This is a genomic window from Ruegeria hyattellae (assembly GCF_041537925.1).
Classification (GTDB): Bacteria; Pseudomonadota; Alphaproteobacteria; order Rhodobacterales; family Rhodobacteraceae; genus Ruegeria_C.
This window is the reverse complement of sequence record NZ_JBGOSH010000001.1, coordinates 695,722-711,299: the sequence shown is the minus strand read 5'-3', so window position 1 is coordinate 711,299 and position 15,578 is coordinate 695,722. Positions and strand designations below refer to the sequence as shown.

Here is a 15,578-nt window from a genome sequence, read left to right as displayed (position 1 = left end):
GCCAAAACCAAATCTCAAAGGGCCGACCCACGGGTTGGCCCTTTTTATTTTGGATTGCGCCGCCCTGCGCATCACCGGCACAATGCGGCAGTCTCTTGCGGATGAGGTATGCGGATGACCATGATCCTGATGGCCCTGGGGCTGGTACTGATTGTTGAGGGGCTGGTCTACGCCCTTGCCCCGACTCTGGTCGAGCGGATGCTGGAAATGCTGCGCACCCTTCCCGAGGCGGGGCGGCGGCAGGTGGGCATCCTGTCGATGGTGCTGGGGCTGATCCTGGTCTGGGGTGCCTATCAGCTGGGTTTTGGCTGATCTCGTCGCTACAAATGAAAACCACGCGATCATACATTGCGGGCGGTCGCAAACTGACTACATTACTGCCCAAGCCACCGGTTCTACGACCGGAGGGGGATAACGCGTGAGGACAAGGAGAGCGCCCGTGAAGGCCGAGGCCCGTACCGTTTCACTCAGACAGAACAGCACGATCACAAGGACTCGCCTGATGTGGCTGGCGCTGCTGAGCGTGTTGTTCGTGCTGGCGCAGACGCTGATTGCGCAGGCGCGGCCTGAAAGCCTGGCGCCGTTGGCCCAGCGGATCAGCCCTTCGGTGGTCAATATCACCACCTCGACACTGGTCGAAGGGCGCACCGGCCCGCAGGGCATCGTGCCCGAAGGCTCACCTTTCGAGGACTTCTTCCGCGAGTTTCAAGACCGCAACGATGACGGCGAAAACGGCGCGCCCCGGCCACGCAGGTCGTCGGCACTGGGCTCGGGCTTCGTGATTTCCGAAGATGGCTATATCGTCACCAACAACCATGTGATCGAAGGCGCCGACGAGATCGTGATCGAGTTCTTCCCCGGTGACGGTCAACCCGAAGAGCTGAAAGCGACTGTGGTGGGCACCGATCCCAAGACCGATATTGCGCTTCTAAAGGTCGAGGCGGACAGCCCGCTGAAATTCGTGAGTTTCGGCAATAGCGACACCGCCAAGGTGGGCGACTGGGTGATTGCCATGGGCAACCCGCTGGGGCAGGGGTTTTCGGTCTCTGCCGGGATCGTATCGGCCCGCAACCGTGCGCTGAGCGGCAGTTACGACGACTATATCCAAACCGACGCGGCCATCAACCGGGGCAACTCGGGAGGCCCGCTCTTCAATATGGATGGCGAGGTTGTGGGCGTGAACACCGCGATCCTCAGCCCCAATGGCGGCTCGATCGGCATCGGCTTCTCGATGGCGTCGAACGTGGTCACCAAGGTGGTCGACCAACTGCGCGAGTTCGGCGAAACACGCCGCGGCTGGCTGGGTGTGCGTATTCAGGACGTGACCGATGATGTGGCCGAGGCGATGGGGTTGGACGAAGCCAAAGGCGCACTGATCACCGATGTGCCGGAAGGACCAGCCAAAGAGGCCGGGCTGCTGGCCGGTGACGTGATCCTCAGCTTTGACGGGGTTGACGTGGATGACACGCGCGGTCTGGTCCGGCAGGTCGGGGAAACCACCGTCGGCAAGGCGGTGCGCGTTGTGGTCTTCCGCGATGGGGGCACCCAGACGGTTCTGGTAACGTTGGGTCGACGTGAGGATGCCGAGCGAGAGGAAACCGAAGAGGAAACCACCGAAGACGGCGCCCCGAGTGTCAGCGAGAAGGACGTGCTGGGCCTTACGCTTCAGGTGCTCAATGACGCTCTGCGTGCGGAATTGGGGCTGGGCGAAGACGAGACCGGTCTGGCGGTGACAAATGTCGACGAAAGCTCGGAAGCGTTCGAGAAGGGCCTTCGGGCCGGTGACGTGATCACCGAAGCGGGCCAGCAGAAGGTCACCTCGCTGGCCGATCTGGATGCCCGTATCGAAGAGGCCAAGGATGCAGGTCGCAAATCGTTGCTGCTGCTGGTGCGCCGCAACGGTGAACCGCGTTTTGTCGCTCTGAACCTCGAAGGCTGAGACAGATAAATATGTTTGAAACGGCCGGCATTGTCCGGCCGTTTTTTTGTTGGAGGAGAGGTTGTTAGATCAGGCCATCCCCAAAAAAGGCGAGCCATGCGCGGGGGCGCATGGCTCTTTGGTTTGGCACCCGGACGAAGCGAGCGACTGGGATCGTATCCGATCCGCCGGGTAACCAAGGTCAGAGTCACACGGCGATGGCGTCGGGGTCTGTGAACTATTACGCATCCACGGATTTTAGTGCATTTTCTTGCAGAATTCAGATCTGCTCGGGATCGGCCAGTTCTTCCATCGTATCAGAATCGAGGATCTCCAGCCCACCTCGCGACGCTTCGATAATGCCTTGTTTTTTCCAGACCGAGATTGTCTTTGATACCGCTTCGCGCGTGGCGCCGACATATTCGGCCAGTTCGCTCTGGCTGAGGCTGACACTGCAATTGTCCTCGCTTTGGAGTTGCGCCAGATGTAGCAATTTGCGGGCCAGCCGGGTTGGAACAGTCAGGAAAACCTGTTCGTGCAGTTGCATGTTGATCCAGCGCATCCGCTGACCGGCCAGCCGGGTCAGGTCGACCGCCAATTCCGGATTACGCCGGACCTGCCGCATCACGTCGGCATTCTGTACTTTGAGCACGCGGCATGGTTGCGTCGCGGTGATCGTCGCGGTGCGCTCGCCCGGATCGAACAGCGCAATTTCTCCAAAGACCGAGCCAGGCCCCATCAGATCCATCGACAGTTTGCGACCGTTTTGCGACAGGATCGAAACCTCCATCATGCCTTGCAGAATGACATAGAGCGCGTCGCCGGTATCGCCGTGCTGAAACAGCACGTCGCCAGTGCCCAGCCGCGCCTCGATCGCTTCTTCTTCGAGCATGAGTTTAAGGCGATCAGATGCCTGAGCCAGAAAACCCGCTTCGGGCAGTGAAACCATGCGCAGATCCTCCCTTGCCCTCCGGTCTAAGGGGCAAACACGCAAAACTCAACTGTGCTGAGCGACAGAAACAGTCAGTCTTCGGATTTACCGGCGCTATCAGCATCGGGTTCGATCAGAAAACGTTGAAGCAGGCTGAACTGCATCATCAGAAAAGCCATCAGCGCAAGTGGGAAGCCGAAGGTTTCGATCTTGACCCAGGCCTCTTCAGACATGGTGCGCCAGACATATTCGTTGGCCGCTGCCAGTGCCGCGAAACAGCCGCAGAGGCGGCGGGTCAGGATCATCCAGCCTTCCTGCTCCATCGGCAGCATATCGTTCAGGATATAGGCCAGGTAAGATTTGCCACGCAGCAGCCCGAAGCCGAGCAAGACGCAGAATGTGCCGTAGACAAGCGTGGTCTTCATCATGAAGAATCGCTTGTCGTTGAAATAGGCCGTGAGTCCGCCGAAAAAGATCACGATGAAGGCGGTGAATATCTGCAACCTGCTCAGCTTGCCGGTAAGCATCCACAAGATACCCATCGCCACCAGCAGGATCGGAACAAAGATCAGCGCCGAAATGATAAAGCCGGAATATTCAGTTCCGCCAATGGCAAAGACGTCATCCTTGATGCGCAGATAGATGAAGAAAAAGGCCAGGGTCGGGCCCAACTCCAGCACCTGTTTCAGGATCGGGTTGATGTCTTTGGTCTGCGTCATGTCGCGCCTTGCTCTGTTATCCGCCCATCTCAACTATCACGGCTCCCAGCGCGATCAAGCTCATCAATGCGATACGGCGCGGTCCCACCGTTTCTTTTAGCACCAGCCAGCCAATGAGCGCGGCAAACACGGTCGACGTTTCGCGCAGCACCGCCGCTTCTCCTACCTTGTCCAGCCGGGTCGCAAGCATGACCGCCCCGAAGGACAGAAACGCCGCGATCCCGCCTGCGAATCCGCGCAGCATCAGCGGGCCGGGCGTGGGCGGATCGGCCATGTTGCGCCAGCGCAGCCAGGCAATGACCGGCATCGCCGTCCCATCGATCATAAAAAACCACGCCAGAAAGGTGAACGGGTCGGCCGTCGCGCGGATGCCATAGGCGTCATAAGTGGTATAGAGCGCCACGAAGAGCCCGGTGATGAAGGCCAGCGCGAGGGCTGTGGGCAACGTCTCGCGGTTGGCCTTAAGGTGCAGCAGGTTATAGACGGCAAGGCCAAATATCCCGGCCAGCAGCACGCCGACGCCGAGCCACTGCACCGGCGTGAAAACCTCGCCGAACAGCAGGTAGGCACCGATCACGGTGAAGAGCGGCCCGGTGCCGCGCACCACCGGGTAGACCACTGTGTAGGAACCTTTCGTGTAGGCCTGCGCCTGCAGGAGTTTGTAACCTATATGGATGACCCAGACGATGGCGAAGATCGGCCACATATGTGGCTCGGGCCAGGGCACGACGAACAGCGCGAAAGGGGCCGCCATTAGCATGTAGGAGGCATCGATCGCTCCGCGCGACAACCAAGGGTCGTGGCGACCCTTTTGTAGAGCGCCAAAGACAGCGTGCAGCAGCGCCGCCATCAATGCGAGGCCCAGGGCCAGCCTGTGGCCCGCTTCGGTGCCTTCGAGGGAGATCAGCCAGTCGCTCAAATGTCAGGTCTTTGTGCTGGTGGAGAAGATCAGGGCTGTCTGCCCCTCCATACCCCCGGAAAGTAATTTCGAAATGAAGAAAGGGTTAGGGCGCTCCAAGGCCGGTCAGGGCGGCGGCAAACTCTTCGGGGTCGAAAGGCGCGAGGTCGTCGATTTGTTCGCCCACACCGATGGCGTGGATAGGCAGGCCGAACTTGTCGGCCAACGCCACCAGCACGCCACCCTTGGCGGTGCCGTCCAGCTTGGTCATGACAAGTCCCGAGACGTCAGAGATCGTCTTGAACGTCTCCACTTGCCGCAACGCGTTCTGGCCGGTGGTGGCATCCAGCACCAGCAGTGTGTTGTGCGGTGCGCTTTCGTCCTTCTTACGGATGACGCGGACGATCTTGGCCAGCTCCTCCATCAGGTCGGCGCGGTTCTGCAGCCGTCCGGCGGTATCGATCATCAGCAGATCGGCCCCGTCCTCCTGTGCGCGGGTCATCGCGTCAAAGGCGAGGCTGGCCGGGTCCGAGCCCTCGGGCGCAGTCAGCACCGGCACACCGGCGCGGTCGCCCCAGACCTGCAACTGCTCGACCGCGGCGGCACGGAACGTATCGCCTGCCGCAATCACCACCTTTTTGCCGGCGGCGCGGAACTGGCTGGCCAGTTTGCCGATCGTAGTGGTCTTGCCCGAGCCGTTCACTCCGACCACCAACACCACCTGCGGGCGTTTGGGATAGATTGGCATCGGGCGGGCAACCGGCTCCATCACGCGGGCCACTTCCTGAGCCAGCGATTGCTTGATCTCTTCGGTCGACAGCTTCTTGCCGAAACGCCCCTCGGCCATGTTGGCAGTCACCCGCAGTGCTGTGTCGACACCCATATCCGAGGCGATGAGCAGCTCTTCCAACTGCACCAGCATGTCATCGTCCAGGGTGCGGCGGATAACGGGGGTGTCATCGGCCTTCTTGAACAGTCGGTTGAGCAGACCCGGCTTGGCGGGTTCGGCCGGTTTCGGCGCGGGCTCCGGCGGCGGCGGGGCCTTGGCGGGCGCAGGGGCCTCCGGGGCGGTGGCCTGAGGCACCGGTTCGGGCGCGGGCGGCGCTGCGGCGGGTGTGGTGTCGACTTCGCCACCATCCTCGACGATCGCGTCCAGCCCCTCTTCCAGTTTTGAGGAGGATTTGAACAGGCGGTCCTTGAGCTTTGAGAATAGCGCCATCTGGCCGGCTCCTCGCTTTGGTTTTTCTTCACCTAATGCGGATCACGCCGGGTTGCAAAGGGTCTCGCGCACGAGAAGGAACGGGAAGTCGCGCAAAACCCTGCCGCAGCGTCGGGTGAGTGGCGGGCCTTGTCCTGATCTGCAAAGATCGGGCCATGTTGCGTCTTGTCCTGATTCTCGCCTGTTGCGCCGGTCTGCCCGTTCTGGCGCAGTCCGATATGTCGGCGGAAGAGTTTGACCGCTATACTCTCGGCAAGACGCTGTTCTACGGGCAGGGCGGGCAGGCCTATGGGGTTGAGCGCTATTTGCCCGACCGCCGGGTGATCTGGTCGTTTCTGGACGGCGATTGCAAGCAGGGCCTCTGGTATGAACGCGAGGACGGCCAGATCTGTTTCCTCTACGAGGACCGGCTGGACCCGCAATGCTGGAGCTTCAGCCAGGGCACGCAGGGCCTGATCGCACGGTTTGAAAATGACCCGCAGGCCACGGAACTCTATGAGGCTGAGGATATCGGCGAAGAGATGCTGTGCTACGGCCCGGATGTGGGGGTCTGACGGCGCATGCGGTCAGACCGGGCGCAGTTCGTCATATGAAATCATGACATGCGCGCGATAGGCCGGACGCCGGGCAAGTCGCTCGTAATAGGACCGAAGCGCGGGCAATGCGCGGCGCTCGATGTCGATATCATAATATCGGTAGAGCATGTGCCCCAACTGGATGTCGGCCAGCGTGAAGTGGTGGCCCGCCAGGTAAGGGTGACGTTGGAGTTGGGCATCGGCGATGCCGAGCATGTCTTCGAGCGCGGAACACGCGGTTGCCAGCGCCGCCAAGTCGCGTGCCTCCGGCGGGGTGCGGACCAACTGCCAGAAGACCGGCACGGTGAACGCCATGGCCACGTTCAACTTTGCCCAGTCGGCCCATTTGTCGACCTGCGCGCGCAGGCCCGGCGCGCCGGGCCAGAAGGTCCCGCCGCCATAGCGACTGGCCAGATAGCGCAGGATCGCGCCGGTTTCCCAGATCGGGTCGTCATCGCCGTCCTGTAGCACCGGGATGGTCCGGTTCGGGTTGAGCAGGGCGAAGTCGTCGCTGTCGAGACCGCCAAATCGATGACCCGCGTCGTGGCGGGTATAGGGCAGGTCCAACTCACCGACACACCACATCAGGGCCTGTACGTTCGAGGATGTCCTGCGGCCCCAGATCGTCAGCATAGGCGCTAGAACAGCGAGCCCTGCGAGGGCGGGTCCGGTTTCGGTTTCTTTGTCGCAGCTCGCGCCGCGCCGCCCCCGGTCGTTATCTCGCCATCTGCGAACTCGATTTCGAGGGCCGCGTGTTTTTCGGCCTCTGCCTTGCGTGTGACCACATGGCCCTCGGCGCGTACCACCGCATAGCCGCGCTCCAGCGTGGCCTTGTAGCTAAGCGTTTCGCGCAGCCGGTCGGTGGCATCCAACGATTGCCGAAGCCGGTCGATGCGAAGGGCCTGCGCGGCGTTCAACCGCTCGGTTAGCCGTTGCAACTGGTCAATGCGGGTGATGATCTCGCGCTGGAGAGGTCGTGTGCTTAGGCGCGAGGACAGGTTGGTCCAGCGGTCGCGGCGGGTCTCGACAAGGCCGCGCAGAGTGGCGGGGCGCAGATGTGCGGACATGTCCAGCAGTTTCACCCGCCGGGTCTGCACGCCGCGGATCAGGGCGTTGGGCAGGCGTTCGGTACTTTGGTCCAGCCGTTGGCGCGGGCCGTCCAGCAGCGTGTCGGGACGCGGCAGGGCGCGGGCCAGATCGGCCAGCCGCTGCGCGCGGCGCTGCACCGCATCGCTGGCGGCGCGGCTCAGGCGCGCGCCTTGCTCCGTGGTCCAGGCCAGCAGGTCGAGGCGCACAGGCACCGCCAGTTCTGCAGCCGCGGTGGGGGTTGGCGCACGCTGGTCCGATACATAGTCAATCAGGGTTGTGTCGGTCTCGTGCCCCACCGCCGAGATCAGTGGGATTTCAGAGGCTGCCGCCGCGCGCGCCACGCTTTCTTCGTTGAAGCCCCAGAGATCCTCGATCGACCCGCCGCCACGCGCCACGATGATCAGGTCGGGCCGGGGCAATGCGCCGCCAGGGGTGAGCGCGTTGAAGCCTTCGATGGCACGGGTCACTTCCGGCGAACAGGCGTTACCCTGCACGGCGACGGGCCAGATCAGCACTTTGCGCGGGAACCGGTCGCGCAGCCGGTGCAGAATGTCGCGGATCACCGCGCCCGAAGGCGAGGTCACCACACCAATGATCTGAGGCAGGTAGGGCAGGGGGCGCTTGCGCTCGGGCGCGAATAGCCCCTCAGCCTCCAGCTGTTTCTTGCGTTTCTCCAGCAGTGCCATCAGCGCGCCCTGACCCGCAACGGACACTTCATCAACATTCATGTTGTATTTCGATTGCGCGCCAAAGGCAGTGAGGCGTCCCGTGACCACCACCTCGAGCCCTTCTTCGGGCACCACCGACAGCCCGGCAATCTGGCCTTTCCAGGTGGTGCAGGCCAGCACGTTGCGGTCGTCCTTCACGTCATAATAAAGATGCCCGGACCGCGCCTCAAACACGCGCCCCACCTCACCGCGCACACGGATACGGCCGAACGTGCCCTCAAGCGTGCGTTTCACTTCGCCGGAGATTTCCGAGACGGTGAATTCGGGCATGTTCTGGCCGGGAAGCGGATCGTCGAGAAGGTCGGACATTGTGCGCGCCTGTTGGTCTTGTGTCACTGCTCGGGCCAGCTTAGAACGCCGCGACAGCAGGGCCAAGCAGATCGGAGCGCTTTTCATGAATATCCTCATCCTCGGTGGTGGCGGGCGGGAACACAGCCTGGCCTGGGCGGTGATGCAGAACCCCAAATGCGACAAGCTGATCGTGGCGCCGGGCAATGCCGGGATCGCTCAGATCGCGGAATGTGCCGATCTCGACATCATGGATGGCGGCGCGGTGGCGCGGTTCTGCGAGGAGAACGCGGTGGACTTCGTGATCGTCGGTCCCGAAGCGCCCTTGGCTGCAGGCGTAGCCGACCGGCTGCGCGAGGCGGGTGTGCTGGTCTTTGGCCCCTCGGCGGCGGCTGCACGGCTGGAAGCGTCGAAAAGCTTTACCAAAGAGATCTGCGATGCGGCCAATGCACCCACGGCGGGCTATGCGCGCTTCACCGAGGCCGAGCCGGCCAAGGCCTATATCCGCCAGCAGGGCGCACCGATCGTGGTCAAGGCTGATGGTCTGGCGGCGGGCAAGGGCGTGATCGTGGCGATGGAGGTCGATGCGGCGCTCGCGGCTGTGGACGACATGCTGGGCGGTGCCTTTGGCAGTGCCGGAGCCGAGGTGGTGATCGAGGAGTTCATGGAGGGCGAAGAAGCCTCGTTGTTCGTACTTTGCGATGGAACCGATATCCTGTCGGTGGGCACCGCCCAGGATCACAAGCGCATCGGCGAGGGAGATACCGGACCCAATACCGGCGGCATGGGCGCCTATTCCCCGGCGCCAGTGCTGAGCGCCGAGGTCGAGGCGCGGGCGATGGACCAGATTGTCCGGCCCACAATGACAGAGATGGCCAAGCGTGGAATGCCGTTTCAGGGCGTGCTCTATGTCGGGTTGATGATCGACCACGGTCTGCCGCGGCTGGTGGAATACAATGTGCGGTTCGGCGACCCTGAATGTCAGGTGTTGATGATGCGGCTGGGTGCGCAGGCGATGGACCTGATGCACGCCGCCGCCGAGGGCCGACTGGGCGAGGCGCAGGTGAACTGGGCCGACGACCACGCGATGACGGTGGTAATGGCGGCGCAAGGCTATCCGGGCGACTACAGCAAAGGCACTGAGATCGGCGGGCTGGACGATCTGCCCGAGGATAGCAGCAACATCGTGTTCCATGCCGGAACCAAGACCGAGGGTGGGGCGGTGCTGGCATCGGGCGGACGGGTTCTCAACGTCACCGCACGGGGCGACAGCCTTAGCGCGGCGCGTGATCAGGCTTATGAGATGGCTGACCGCGTCAACTGGCCGGACGGCTATTTCCGCCGCGATATCGGCTGGCGCGCGCTCTAGCGCGCTCCAAGGCGTGTCAAACCCATCCCTCCTTGGAAACAGGTTGGGGACAGGACATTAGGTCCTTCTCCCTTGATTTGATCTAGCAGGCCAGCGCTGCGGTCAGACTTTCGGGCCCAGTATATGGCCCGACATGACGCTCGACCCAGCGCTTGTGAAAGGCGACGGCGGCAATCCGGCTCCAGTCGCCACTGACCACGATCAACTCAGGCCCCGCCCCACAATTCCGAAGCCCGCCGGAAATGAAATCCTCGCCAATCCGGTGATTGGCAAAGCCCGGGATCGCCGCAATTTCGGTCAGAGCATCATCCTTGAACCGCCAGATGCGCAACATCTGCGCCAGATGTGGTCGGTCGATGAAAGCAATCTCGACATGCCCGTCCCCATCAAGATCGGCCGCCCCGACTGGTGCGAGCCAGCGAAACCGCGTGCCGATATAAGGCGTTGCTGCAATGTACCGAAGTTCGCCGTCTTGCAGACCGATTACCATTAGCCGTGCGCCGTAAGACTGATGGCTTTCCACGACCACTACCTCGGGCGATCCATCGCCGGTAACGTCCCAGAGACGCGGTTCTAGGTCTTCGAATACGGTATCGGGCAGGGCGTCGATCCGGTAGGTCAGGTTGACATAGCCGGAGATCAGCGATCCCGGCTCACCGCGTTGCCGCTTGACCGTGATCTGAACGGCACCCCATTCCTGATCATCCCCGAGCACGCCATGAGGGTAACTGTCTGTCGGCGCGAAATATTCCGCATCAACGATGGTCTGAGCCTGCACGGGCAGCAGCGGGCAGAGCGCAAGGAACGCCGCTGCCACCGTGCTGTGCATCAGATTTGCTTTTCGGGCATCTGCACGACCAGACCGTCCAGCGCGTCGGTGACCTTGATCTGGCAGGTCAGGCGCGAGCGGGATGGGTCGGGTTCAAAGGCGAAATCCAGCATGTCCTCCTCCATGTCGTCTTTGGTGGGTATTTTCTCGACCCAGGCCGGGTCGACATAGACATGGCAGGTGGAACAGGCGCAGGCACCGCCGCAATCGGCTTCGATGCCGGGAATGTTGTTGTCGCGCGCGCCTTCCATCACGGTCAGTCCGTTGGCGACCTCAACGACATGTTCGGTCCCGTTGTGCTCGATATAGGTGATCTTGGCCATGGACGCTCCCCTCCTGCGGCGGTGTTTCGGCAGAGTCCTTAGACAAGCCGGTGACCCGTTTCCAGCCTCAATCGTGACCCCACGGGACAACAATGCGGTTTCTTTGTCGATTTTCCATGTTTGTTCTCTTTTGAGACGAGTATTGCAGAGGGCTTTGGTCGGCAGGGCCGGGTCGCGGGCGAGCGCTTGACTGTGCCTCCGTTGATCGGCAGCGTCGACTTTGAACGGGCACGAGGATCTCAGATGATGACAGAAGAGGATTGACGCTTCCTGCGCATCGCCTATGACGAGGCAAAAGCCGGGTTCGATGAAGGTGGGTGCCCGATCGGATCGGTGCTGGCACGCGGTGGCGAGGTGCTGGCGTGCGGGCGCAATCAGCGGGTGCAGCGTGGCGACCCCATCGCGCATGGCGAGATGGACGCGTTGCGCAAGGCAGGACGCCAGAAATCCTATCGCGACACCACGCTCTTCACCTCGCTGTCACCCTGCGTGATGTGCGCGGGCACAATCGTTCAGTTCGCCATCCTGCGCGTGGGAACTGGCGAGGCGGTAAATTTCGCCGGCAACGAGAAGTTCTGCGCCAGCATGGCGTCGAGGTGGTGATCGCGAATGATCCGGATTGTATCGCGCTGATGAACCGGTTCATCGCGGAAAAGCCAGCGCTTTGGGCCGAAGATATCGCCGAGCGAAGGGTCGATGGGATGTCCCGCGCTAGCCACTTTAGGGGTACCCGGAGCCATCCCCGTTGACGCCATCGGTTAATTGAGACAAGCCAATTCCACAATTGAACAGACGGAGCGCCCGATGCAGACACTCACCAATCTCGACGAGCTGGAAGCTCTTTATGGCGCCGCCGTTCCGCGGTCGCTGACCAAAGTCTGGACCCGGCTGACCCCGCTCTACCGCGCCTGGATCGACAGGGCACGCTTTGTGGTTCTGTCCAGCGTCGGGCCGGAAGGAACAGATGCCAGCCCCCGTGGCGAGGATGGTCCCGTGGTGCGGATCGCCGATGACCGCACCCTGATGCTGCCCGACTGGATGGGCAACAACCGCATCGATTCGCTGCGCAACATCCTGCGCGACGGGCGGGTCAGCCTGATGTTCATGGTACCGGGCTGCAACAACGTGGTGCGGATCAACGGCACCGCTGTGTTGACTGCGGATTCGGCGGTTCTGGCCGGTTTCGAGAAATCCGGCAAACGCCCCAGAACCGTGACCGTCATCACGCTGGGCGAAGTGTATTTCCAATGCGCCAAGGCCCTGATGCGATCGGGGCTCTGGACCCGCGAACACGAGGGACATCTGGTGCCGACCGCCGGGCAATTCGTCAAGGAAGAGGATAAGAGTTTTGACGGAGAGGCCTACGACGCGGGATATGCAGATTATGCCAGGGGCCGCATGTGGTGATAGGCCTCATCGATTGAACAGTACCGATTGCGCGTCCTTGCCCTGATGCCCGCCGCGCAGTTCGATCCTCAGGGACTGGCCTGCCTGCACCGCAGGCCGGTTGCCGACGGTCTCTAGCCAGCGTGCAAGGTGGGGTTTGTCATGCAGGACCTGTTGCTGACCTTCCCACAGGCTGGCCCACGGCCAGATCGCAATATCCGCGATGGAATAGAAATCACCGGCCGCAAACTCGGTTTCGGCTAATTGCCGGTCCAGCACGGCATAGAGCCGACCGACCTCGGCGCGGTAGCGATCCTTGGCATAGGGCAGGTCTTGCGGCGGGTCCATTAGCGGGGCGTATTTCAGGAAATGATGCGCCTGTCCCGCCATCGGTCCGACCCCGCCCATCTGCCACATCAGCCATTGTTCGACTGCGATCCGGTCGCGTTCCGTTTCTCCGAAAAATCGCCCGGTCTTGCGCGCCAGATAGGTCAGGATCGCGCCACTTTCGAAGATCGACACCGGTTTGCCCTCCGGCCCAGCCGGATCGGTGATCGCGGGCATGCGGTTATTGGGCGCGATCGCAAGGAATTCCGGCTTGAACTGATCGCCCTTGCCGATGTCGACAAGGTGCAGCGCATAAGGCAGCCCCATCTCCTCCAGCGCGATTGACACTTTCCACCCGTTTGGAGTGGGCCAGTAGTAGAAATCGATGGGCCGCATCCGTCATCCTCCGCAGTCAATCGGGGATCATGACGCTTTCTGGAGAAACGGCAAGGAAAGTTGCGGCAATGGCAGGCTCAGCAGGCGAGACCAGCGCGGTGCGACCGCCTGCGGCATACCCGTGCGCAACAGCGACAGGTCAAACCCCTCGGGCGCGCGCAGCAGGGCGTTGTAGAATCTCAGGGCGCCGGGACGCCGGTAACTGGACCAGTGGCAGACGCGATGCTCCGGCCCGCCCACTGGCCCGGCAAAGCGCGAGATATGTTCCAGCGTATGGCGGCAATCCAATTGCAGTGTGACGGCGTTGAGCGCGTCCAGCCCGAAACCCAGCGCACGGTCGCCTCGCTCGGGCGGCGCGATCAGGCATTCGTACATAAAATCGAACAGGTCGTTTTCACGGCTGGTGACATTGATGAAGGCCGCCGCCTGTCCCGCAGCGGTGTCCAGCGCCGCAAGCGCCCGGCGGCGATAGGCGGCACCAGTCAACGAGATTATCCGCGATAGCGCGCCAGGCGGCAGGTGATGCAGCGCTTCAAGCGCGACCTCGATTCCCATGGAATGACCGATGAAGTGAACTGGCCTGTCCGGGGCAATCTGGCGCAGATGTGCGACGATTTCGGCCAACGCCCGCCCGGCCTCGACCGCCCGCCGCTGCGCTTGCCACAGCCCGCCGCGCCCGTCCCAGCCAAAGGCGATGGCCAGCCCCTCGTCAGCGTTACCCTGCCCAAAGCCCAGCTCTTGCGGCCATTGGCAGGCGCGCCGGGATTTTCCGGGGCGAGGCAGGGCGAAGATGTTCTCGTGCGGGCAATGACGGACGTTACCGGGTTGGTATTTGCAGCCATGGGTCATCACGATCACCGGGCCTGTTCCGGTCTGCGCCCGTGCCAGCACATTTGACGGTGCCTGCGGGCTGCCTTGCAGCGCGGGCCGGTCACCTTGGGCATTGATCCTGATCAACGGCATGCTCCGCCTCACACAAGATGTTGTGGATACCTTCTGCTCGAAGCATATGAAACGAAGATGAATAAATGATTGCAGCGCTGTGACGATGCGTGTTGCGGTCTTGACGCCCTGCCGGGTGCGGCGTAAAGCCAACGCTCAGAACACGTGGCGATTTGTTACCGGATTGCGGGCCACGCTAAACAACACCGCTAAAAGGTCAGGATGGAAGCCCCCCTTTCGCTTGACCGCGTTTGGGGGTTTTTTATTGGCGCCGCAGGACCGGCGCGGAAGAGGACAAGATGAGCAAGAGCTGGAACAAGCGTACCCAGGCCGTTCATGGCGGTATCCGCCGCAGCCAATATAACGAAGTGAGCGAGTCGATTTTCCTGACTCAGGGCTTTGTCTATGACAATGCCGAACAAGCCGAGGCCCGGTTCATTCAGGCCGGCGATGACGAGTTCATCTATGCCCGCTACGGCAACCCCACCGTGCGCATGTTCGAAGAGCGTATTGCCGCGTTGGAAGGGGCCGAGGACGGCTTTGCCACCGCCAGCGGCATGGCGGCGGTGAACGGCGCGCTGACCGCGTTGCTCCAAGCCGGTGACCATGTGGTGTCGGCGCGCGCGCTCTTCGGCTCGTGCCTGTATATTCTCGAGAACATCCTGTCCCGCTATGGCGTCGAAGTCACCTTTGTCGACGGCACCGATCTGGACCAGTGGAAGGCGGCGCTGCGGCACGACACCAAGGCAGTGTTCTTTGAATCAATGTCGAACCCCACGCTTGAAGTAATTGATATTGCAGCAGTTTCTGAACTTGCCCATGCCGTGGGCGCAACCGTTGTGGTCGATAACGTGTTCTCGACCCCGGTCTATTCGCGGGCGATCGAGCAGGGCGCCGATGTGGTGGTCTATTCGGCGACCAAACATATTGATGGGCAGGGTCGCGCGCTGGGTGGCATCATCTTGGGCACGCGTGACTTCATTCGGGGCACGGTCGAGCCTTACCTGAAACATACCGGCGGCGCGCTCAGTCCGTTCAACGCCTGGGTCATGCTCAAAGGCCTCGAAACCATGGCCCTGCGGGTGAATGCGCAGAACGACAGCGCCCAGCAAATCGCCGAGGCGCTTGACGGGAACGCAGCGCTGGACCGGTTGCTGTATCCAGGGCTCAAGGCCCACGCCCAGAATGCGTTGATCCAGACGCAGCTGGGCGGCAATGGCGGCACGGTGCTGTCGCTGGACATCCGTGGCGGCAAGGACGCGGCGTTTGCGTTTCTCAACGCTATGACCATCCCGGTGATCTCGAACAATCTGGGGGATGCCAAATCCATCGCGACGCACCCGGCCACCACGACCCATCAGCGGCTGTCGGAGGACCAGCGCAGCGCGCTGGGCATTACGCCGGGCCTGATCCGCCTGTCGGTCGGACTTGAGGACACGGACGATTTGATCGTCGACCTGCTGGCTGCGCTGGCTGCTTCGCAGGCCTGAGCGGGCAGGTCGGGCATCGCGCAAAGGGGCCTGTCAGAGCCGACCAGGGCTCTGGCAGGGCGCAAAGCGTCGAAATGTGGCGATTTTCTGCGATCCGGTTTGCTATCGAACCCGTATACCAGATAGATTAGAGCGTGCTGACGGTGCAAAC

The 15,578-nt window shown here is 62.1% G+C and carries 17 protein-coding genes and 1 riboswitch; of the genes, 7 read left to right on the top strand and 10 right to left on the bottom strand.

The features are described 5' to 3' along the window. Window positions 1-114: 114 nt before the first annotated feature. Both AB1E33_RS03520 and AB1E33_RS03515 read left to right on the top strand, forming a co-directional pair. Window positions 115-312: a DUF2065 domain-containing protein gene (locus AB1E33_RS03520; protein WP_372575859.1), complete on the top strand. Its 198-nt coding sequence runs from the start codon at window positions 115-117 to the stop codon at window positions 310-312. Window positions 313-502: 190 nt separating this feature from the next. Next, entirely contained in the window at window positions 503-1,939 is a 1,437-nt protein-coding gene (locus AB1E33_RS03515) for a Do family serine endopeptidase (RefSeq protein ID WP_372575963.1), read from the top strand. A gap of 259 nt (window positions 1,940-2,198) precedes the next feature. Here the strand turns inward: AB1E33_RS03515 and AB1E33_RS03510 are convergent, their stop codons facing one another. From AB1E33_RS03510 to ftsY, 4 genes are all read right to left on the bottom strand, one after another. After that, window positions 2,199-2,867, bottom strand: coding sequence for a Crp/Fnr family transcriptional regulator (locus AB1E33_RS03510; protein ID WP_372575858.1), 669 nt, complete (start codon window positions 2,865-2,867; stop codon window positions 2,199-2,201). 74 nt (window positions 2,868-2,941) lie between these two features. Then, complete coding sequence (locus AB1E33_RS03505) at window positions 2,942-3,568, bottom strand: inner membrane-spanning protein YciB (RefSeq protein WP_372575857.1); 627 nt, start codon at window positions 3,566-3,568, stop codon at window positions 2,942-2,944. A 16-nt stretch (window positions 3,569-3,584) separates the two neighbouring features. Then, entirely contained in the window at window positions 3,585-4,487 is a 903-nt protein-coding gene (locus AB1E33_RS03500; protein WP_372575856.1) for an EamA family transporter, read from the bottom strand. A gap of 85 nt (window positions 4,488-4,572) precedes the next feature. Further along, the gene (gene ftsY / locus AB1E33_RS03495; protein ID WP_372575855.1) at window positions 4,573-5,685 is read right to left on the bottom strand and encodes a signal recognition particle-docking protein FtsY; all 1,113 of its coding nucleotides are present in this window, start codon (window positions 5,683-5,685) and stop codon (window positions 4,573-4,575) included. Window positions 5,686-5,840: 155 nt separating this feature from the next. On the opposite strand from ftsY, the gene AB1E33_RS03490 reads away from it, so the two are divergent. Further along, window positions 5,841-6,239, top strand: a complete 399-nt coding sequence (locus tag AB1E33_RS03490) for a hypothetical protein (RefSeq protein WP_372575854.1) — start codon at window positions 5,841-5,843, stop codon at window positions 6,237-6,239. A gap of 12 nt (window positions 6,240-6,251) precedes the next feature. On the opposite strand, the gene AB1E33_RS03485 is transcribed toward AB1E33_RS03490, so the two are convergent. Both AB1E33_RS03485 and xseA read right to left on the bottom strand, forming a co-directional pair. Then, entirely contained in the window at window positions 6,252-6,893 is a 642-nt protein-coding gene (locus AB1E33_RS03485; protein ID WP_372575853.1) for a glutathione S-transferase family protein, read from the bottom strand. A 5-nt stretch (window positions 6,894-6,898) separates the two neighbouring features. Further along, window positions 6,899-8,386, bottom strand: coding sequence for an exodeoxyribonuclease VII large subunit (xseA, locus tag AB1E33_RS03480; RefSeq protein ID WP_372575852.1), 1,488 nt, complete (start codon window positions 8,384-8,386; stop codon window positions 6,899-6,901). Window positions 8,387-8,471: 85 nt separating this feature from the next. Here xseA and purD point away from each other — a divergent pair, with 85 nt between their 5' ends. Beyond that, window positions 8,472-9,734 carry a phosphoribosylamine--glycine ligase gene (gene purD / locus AB1E33_RS03475; RefSeq protein ID WP_372575851.1) on the top strand — a complete coding sequence of 421 codons (1,263 nt, stop codon included), beginning with the start codon at window positions 8,472-8,474 and terminating at the stop codon, window positions 9,732-9,734. Between the two features lie 82 nt (window positions 9,735-9,816). Here purD and AB1E33_RS03470 read toward each other — a convergent pair whose 3' ends face one another. Both AB1E33_RS03470 and AB1E33_RS03465 read right to left on the bottom strand, forming a co-directional pair. Beyond that, window positions 9,817-10,563: an FG-GAP repeat domain-containing protein gene (locus AB1E33_RS03470; RefSeq protein WP_372575850.1), complete on the bottom strand. Its 747-nt coding sequence runs from the start codon at window positions 10,561-10,563 to the stop codon at window positions 9,817-9,819. Beyond that, a complete protein-coding gene (locus AB1E33_RS03465) occupies window positions 10,563-10,886 on the bottom strand; it encodes a 2Fe-2S iron-sulfur cluster-binding protein (RefSeq protein WP_372575849.1) in 324 nt (107 codons plus the stop codon). The genes AB1E33_RS03470 and AB1E33_RS03465 overlap by 1 nt, the downstream gene beginning before the upstream one ends. Before the next feature lie 270 nt (window positions 10,887-11,156). Here AB1E33_RS03465 and AB1E33_RS03460 point away from each other — a divergent pair, with 270 nt between their 5' ends. Beyond that, entirely contained in the window at window positions 11,157-11,489 is a 333-nt protein-coding gene (locus AB1E33_RS03460; protein WP_372575962.1) for a nucleoside deaminase, read from the top strand. Between the two features lie 201 nt (window positions 11,490-11,690). Next, window positions 11,691-12,293: a pyridoxamine 5'-phosphate oxidase family protein gene (locus AB1E33_RS03455; protein WP_372575848.1), complete on the top strand. Its 603-nt coding sequence runs from the start codon at window positions 11,691-11,693 to the stop codon at window positions 12,291-12,293. A 6-nt stretch (window positions 12,294-12,299) separates the two neighbouring features. Here AB1E33_RS03455 and AB1E33_RS03450 read toward each other — a convergent pair whose 3' ends face one another. Together AB1E33_RS03450 and AB1E33_RS03445 are read right to left on the bottom strand one after the other, a co-directional pair. Beyond that, a complete protein-coding gene (locus AB1E33_RS03450; RefSeq protein ID WP_372575847.1) occupies window positions 12,300-12,995 on the bottom strand; it encodes a glutathione S-transferase N-terminal domain-containing protein in 696 nt (231 codons plus the stop codon). A 27-nt stretch (window positions 12,996-13,022) separates the two neighbouring features. Next, on the bottom strand, window positions 13,023-13,958 hold the full coding sequence (locus tag AB1E33_RS03445; RefSeq protein WP_372575846.1) for a hypothetical protein: 936 nt from the start codon (window positions 13,956-13,958) through the stop codon (window positions 13,023-13,025). A gap of 134 nt (window positions 13,959-14,092) precedes the next feature. Then, window positions 14,093-14,170: riboswitch (SAM riboswitch) on the top strand. A 66-nt stretch (window positions 14,171-14,236) separates the two neighbouring features. Here AB1E33_RS03445 and metZ point away from each other — a divergent pair. Then, entirely contained in the window at window positions 14,237-15,427 is a 1,191-nt protein-coding gene (metZ, locus tag AB1E33_RS03440) for an O-succinylhomoserine sulfhydrylase (protein ID WP_372575845.1), read from the top strand. The last annotated feature ends 151 nt before the right edge of the window (window positions 15,428-15,578 follow it).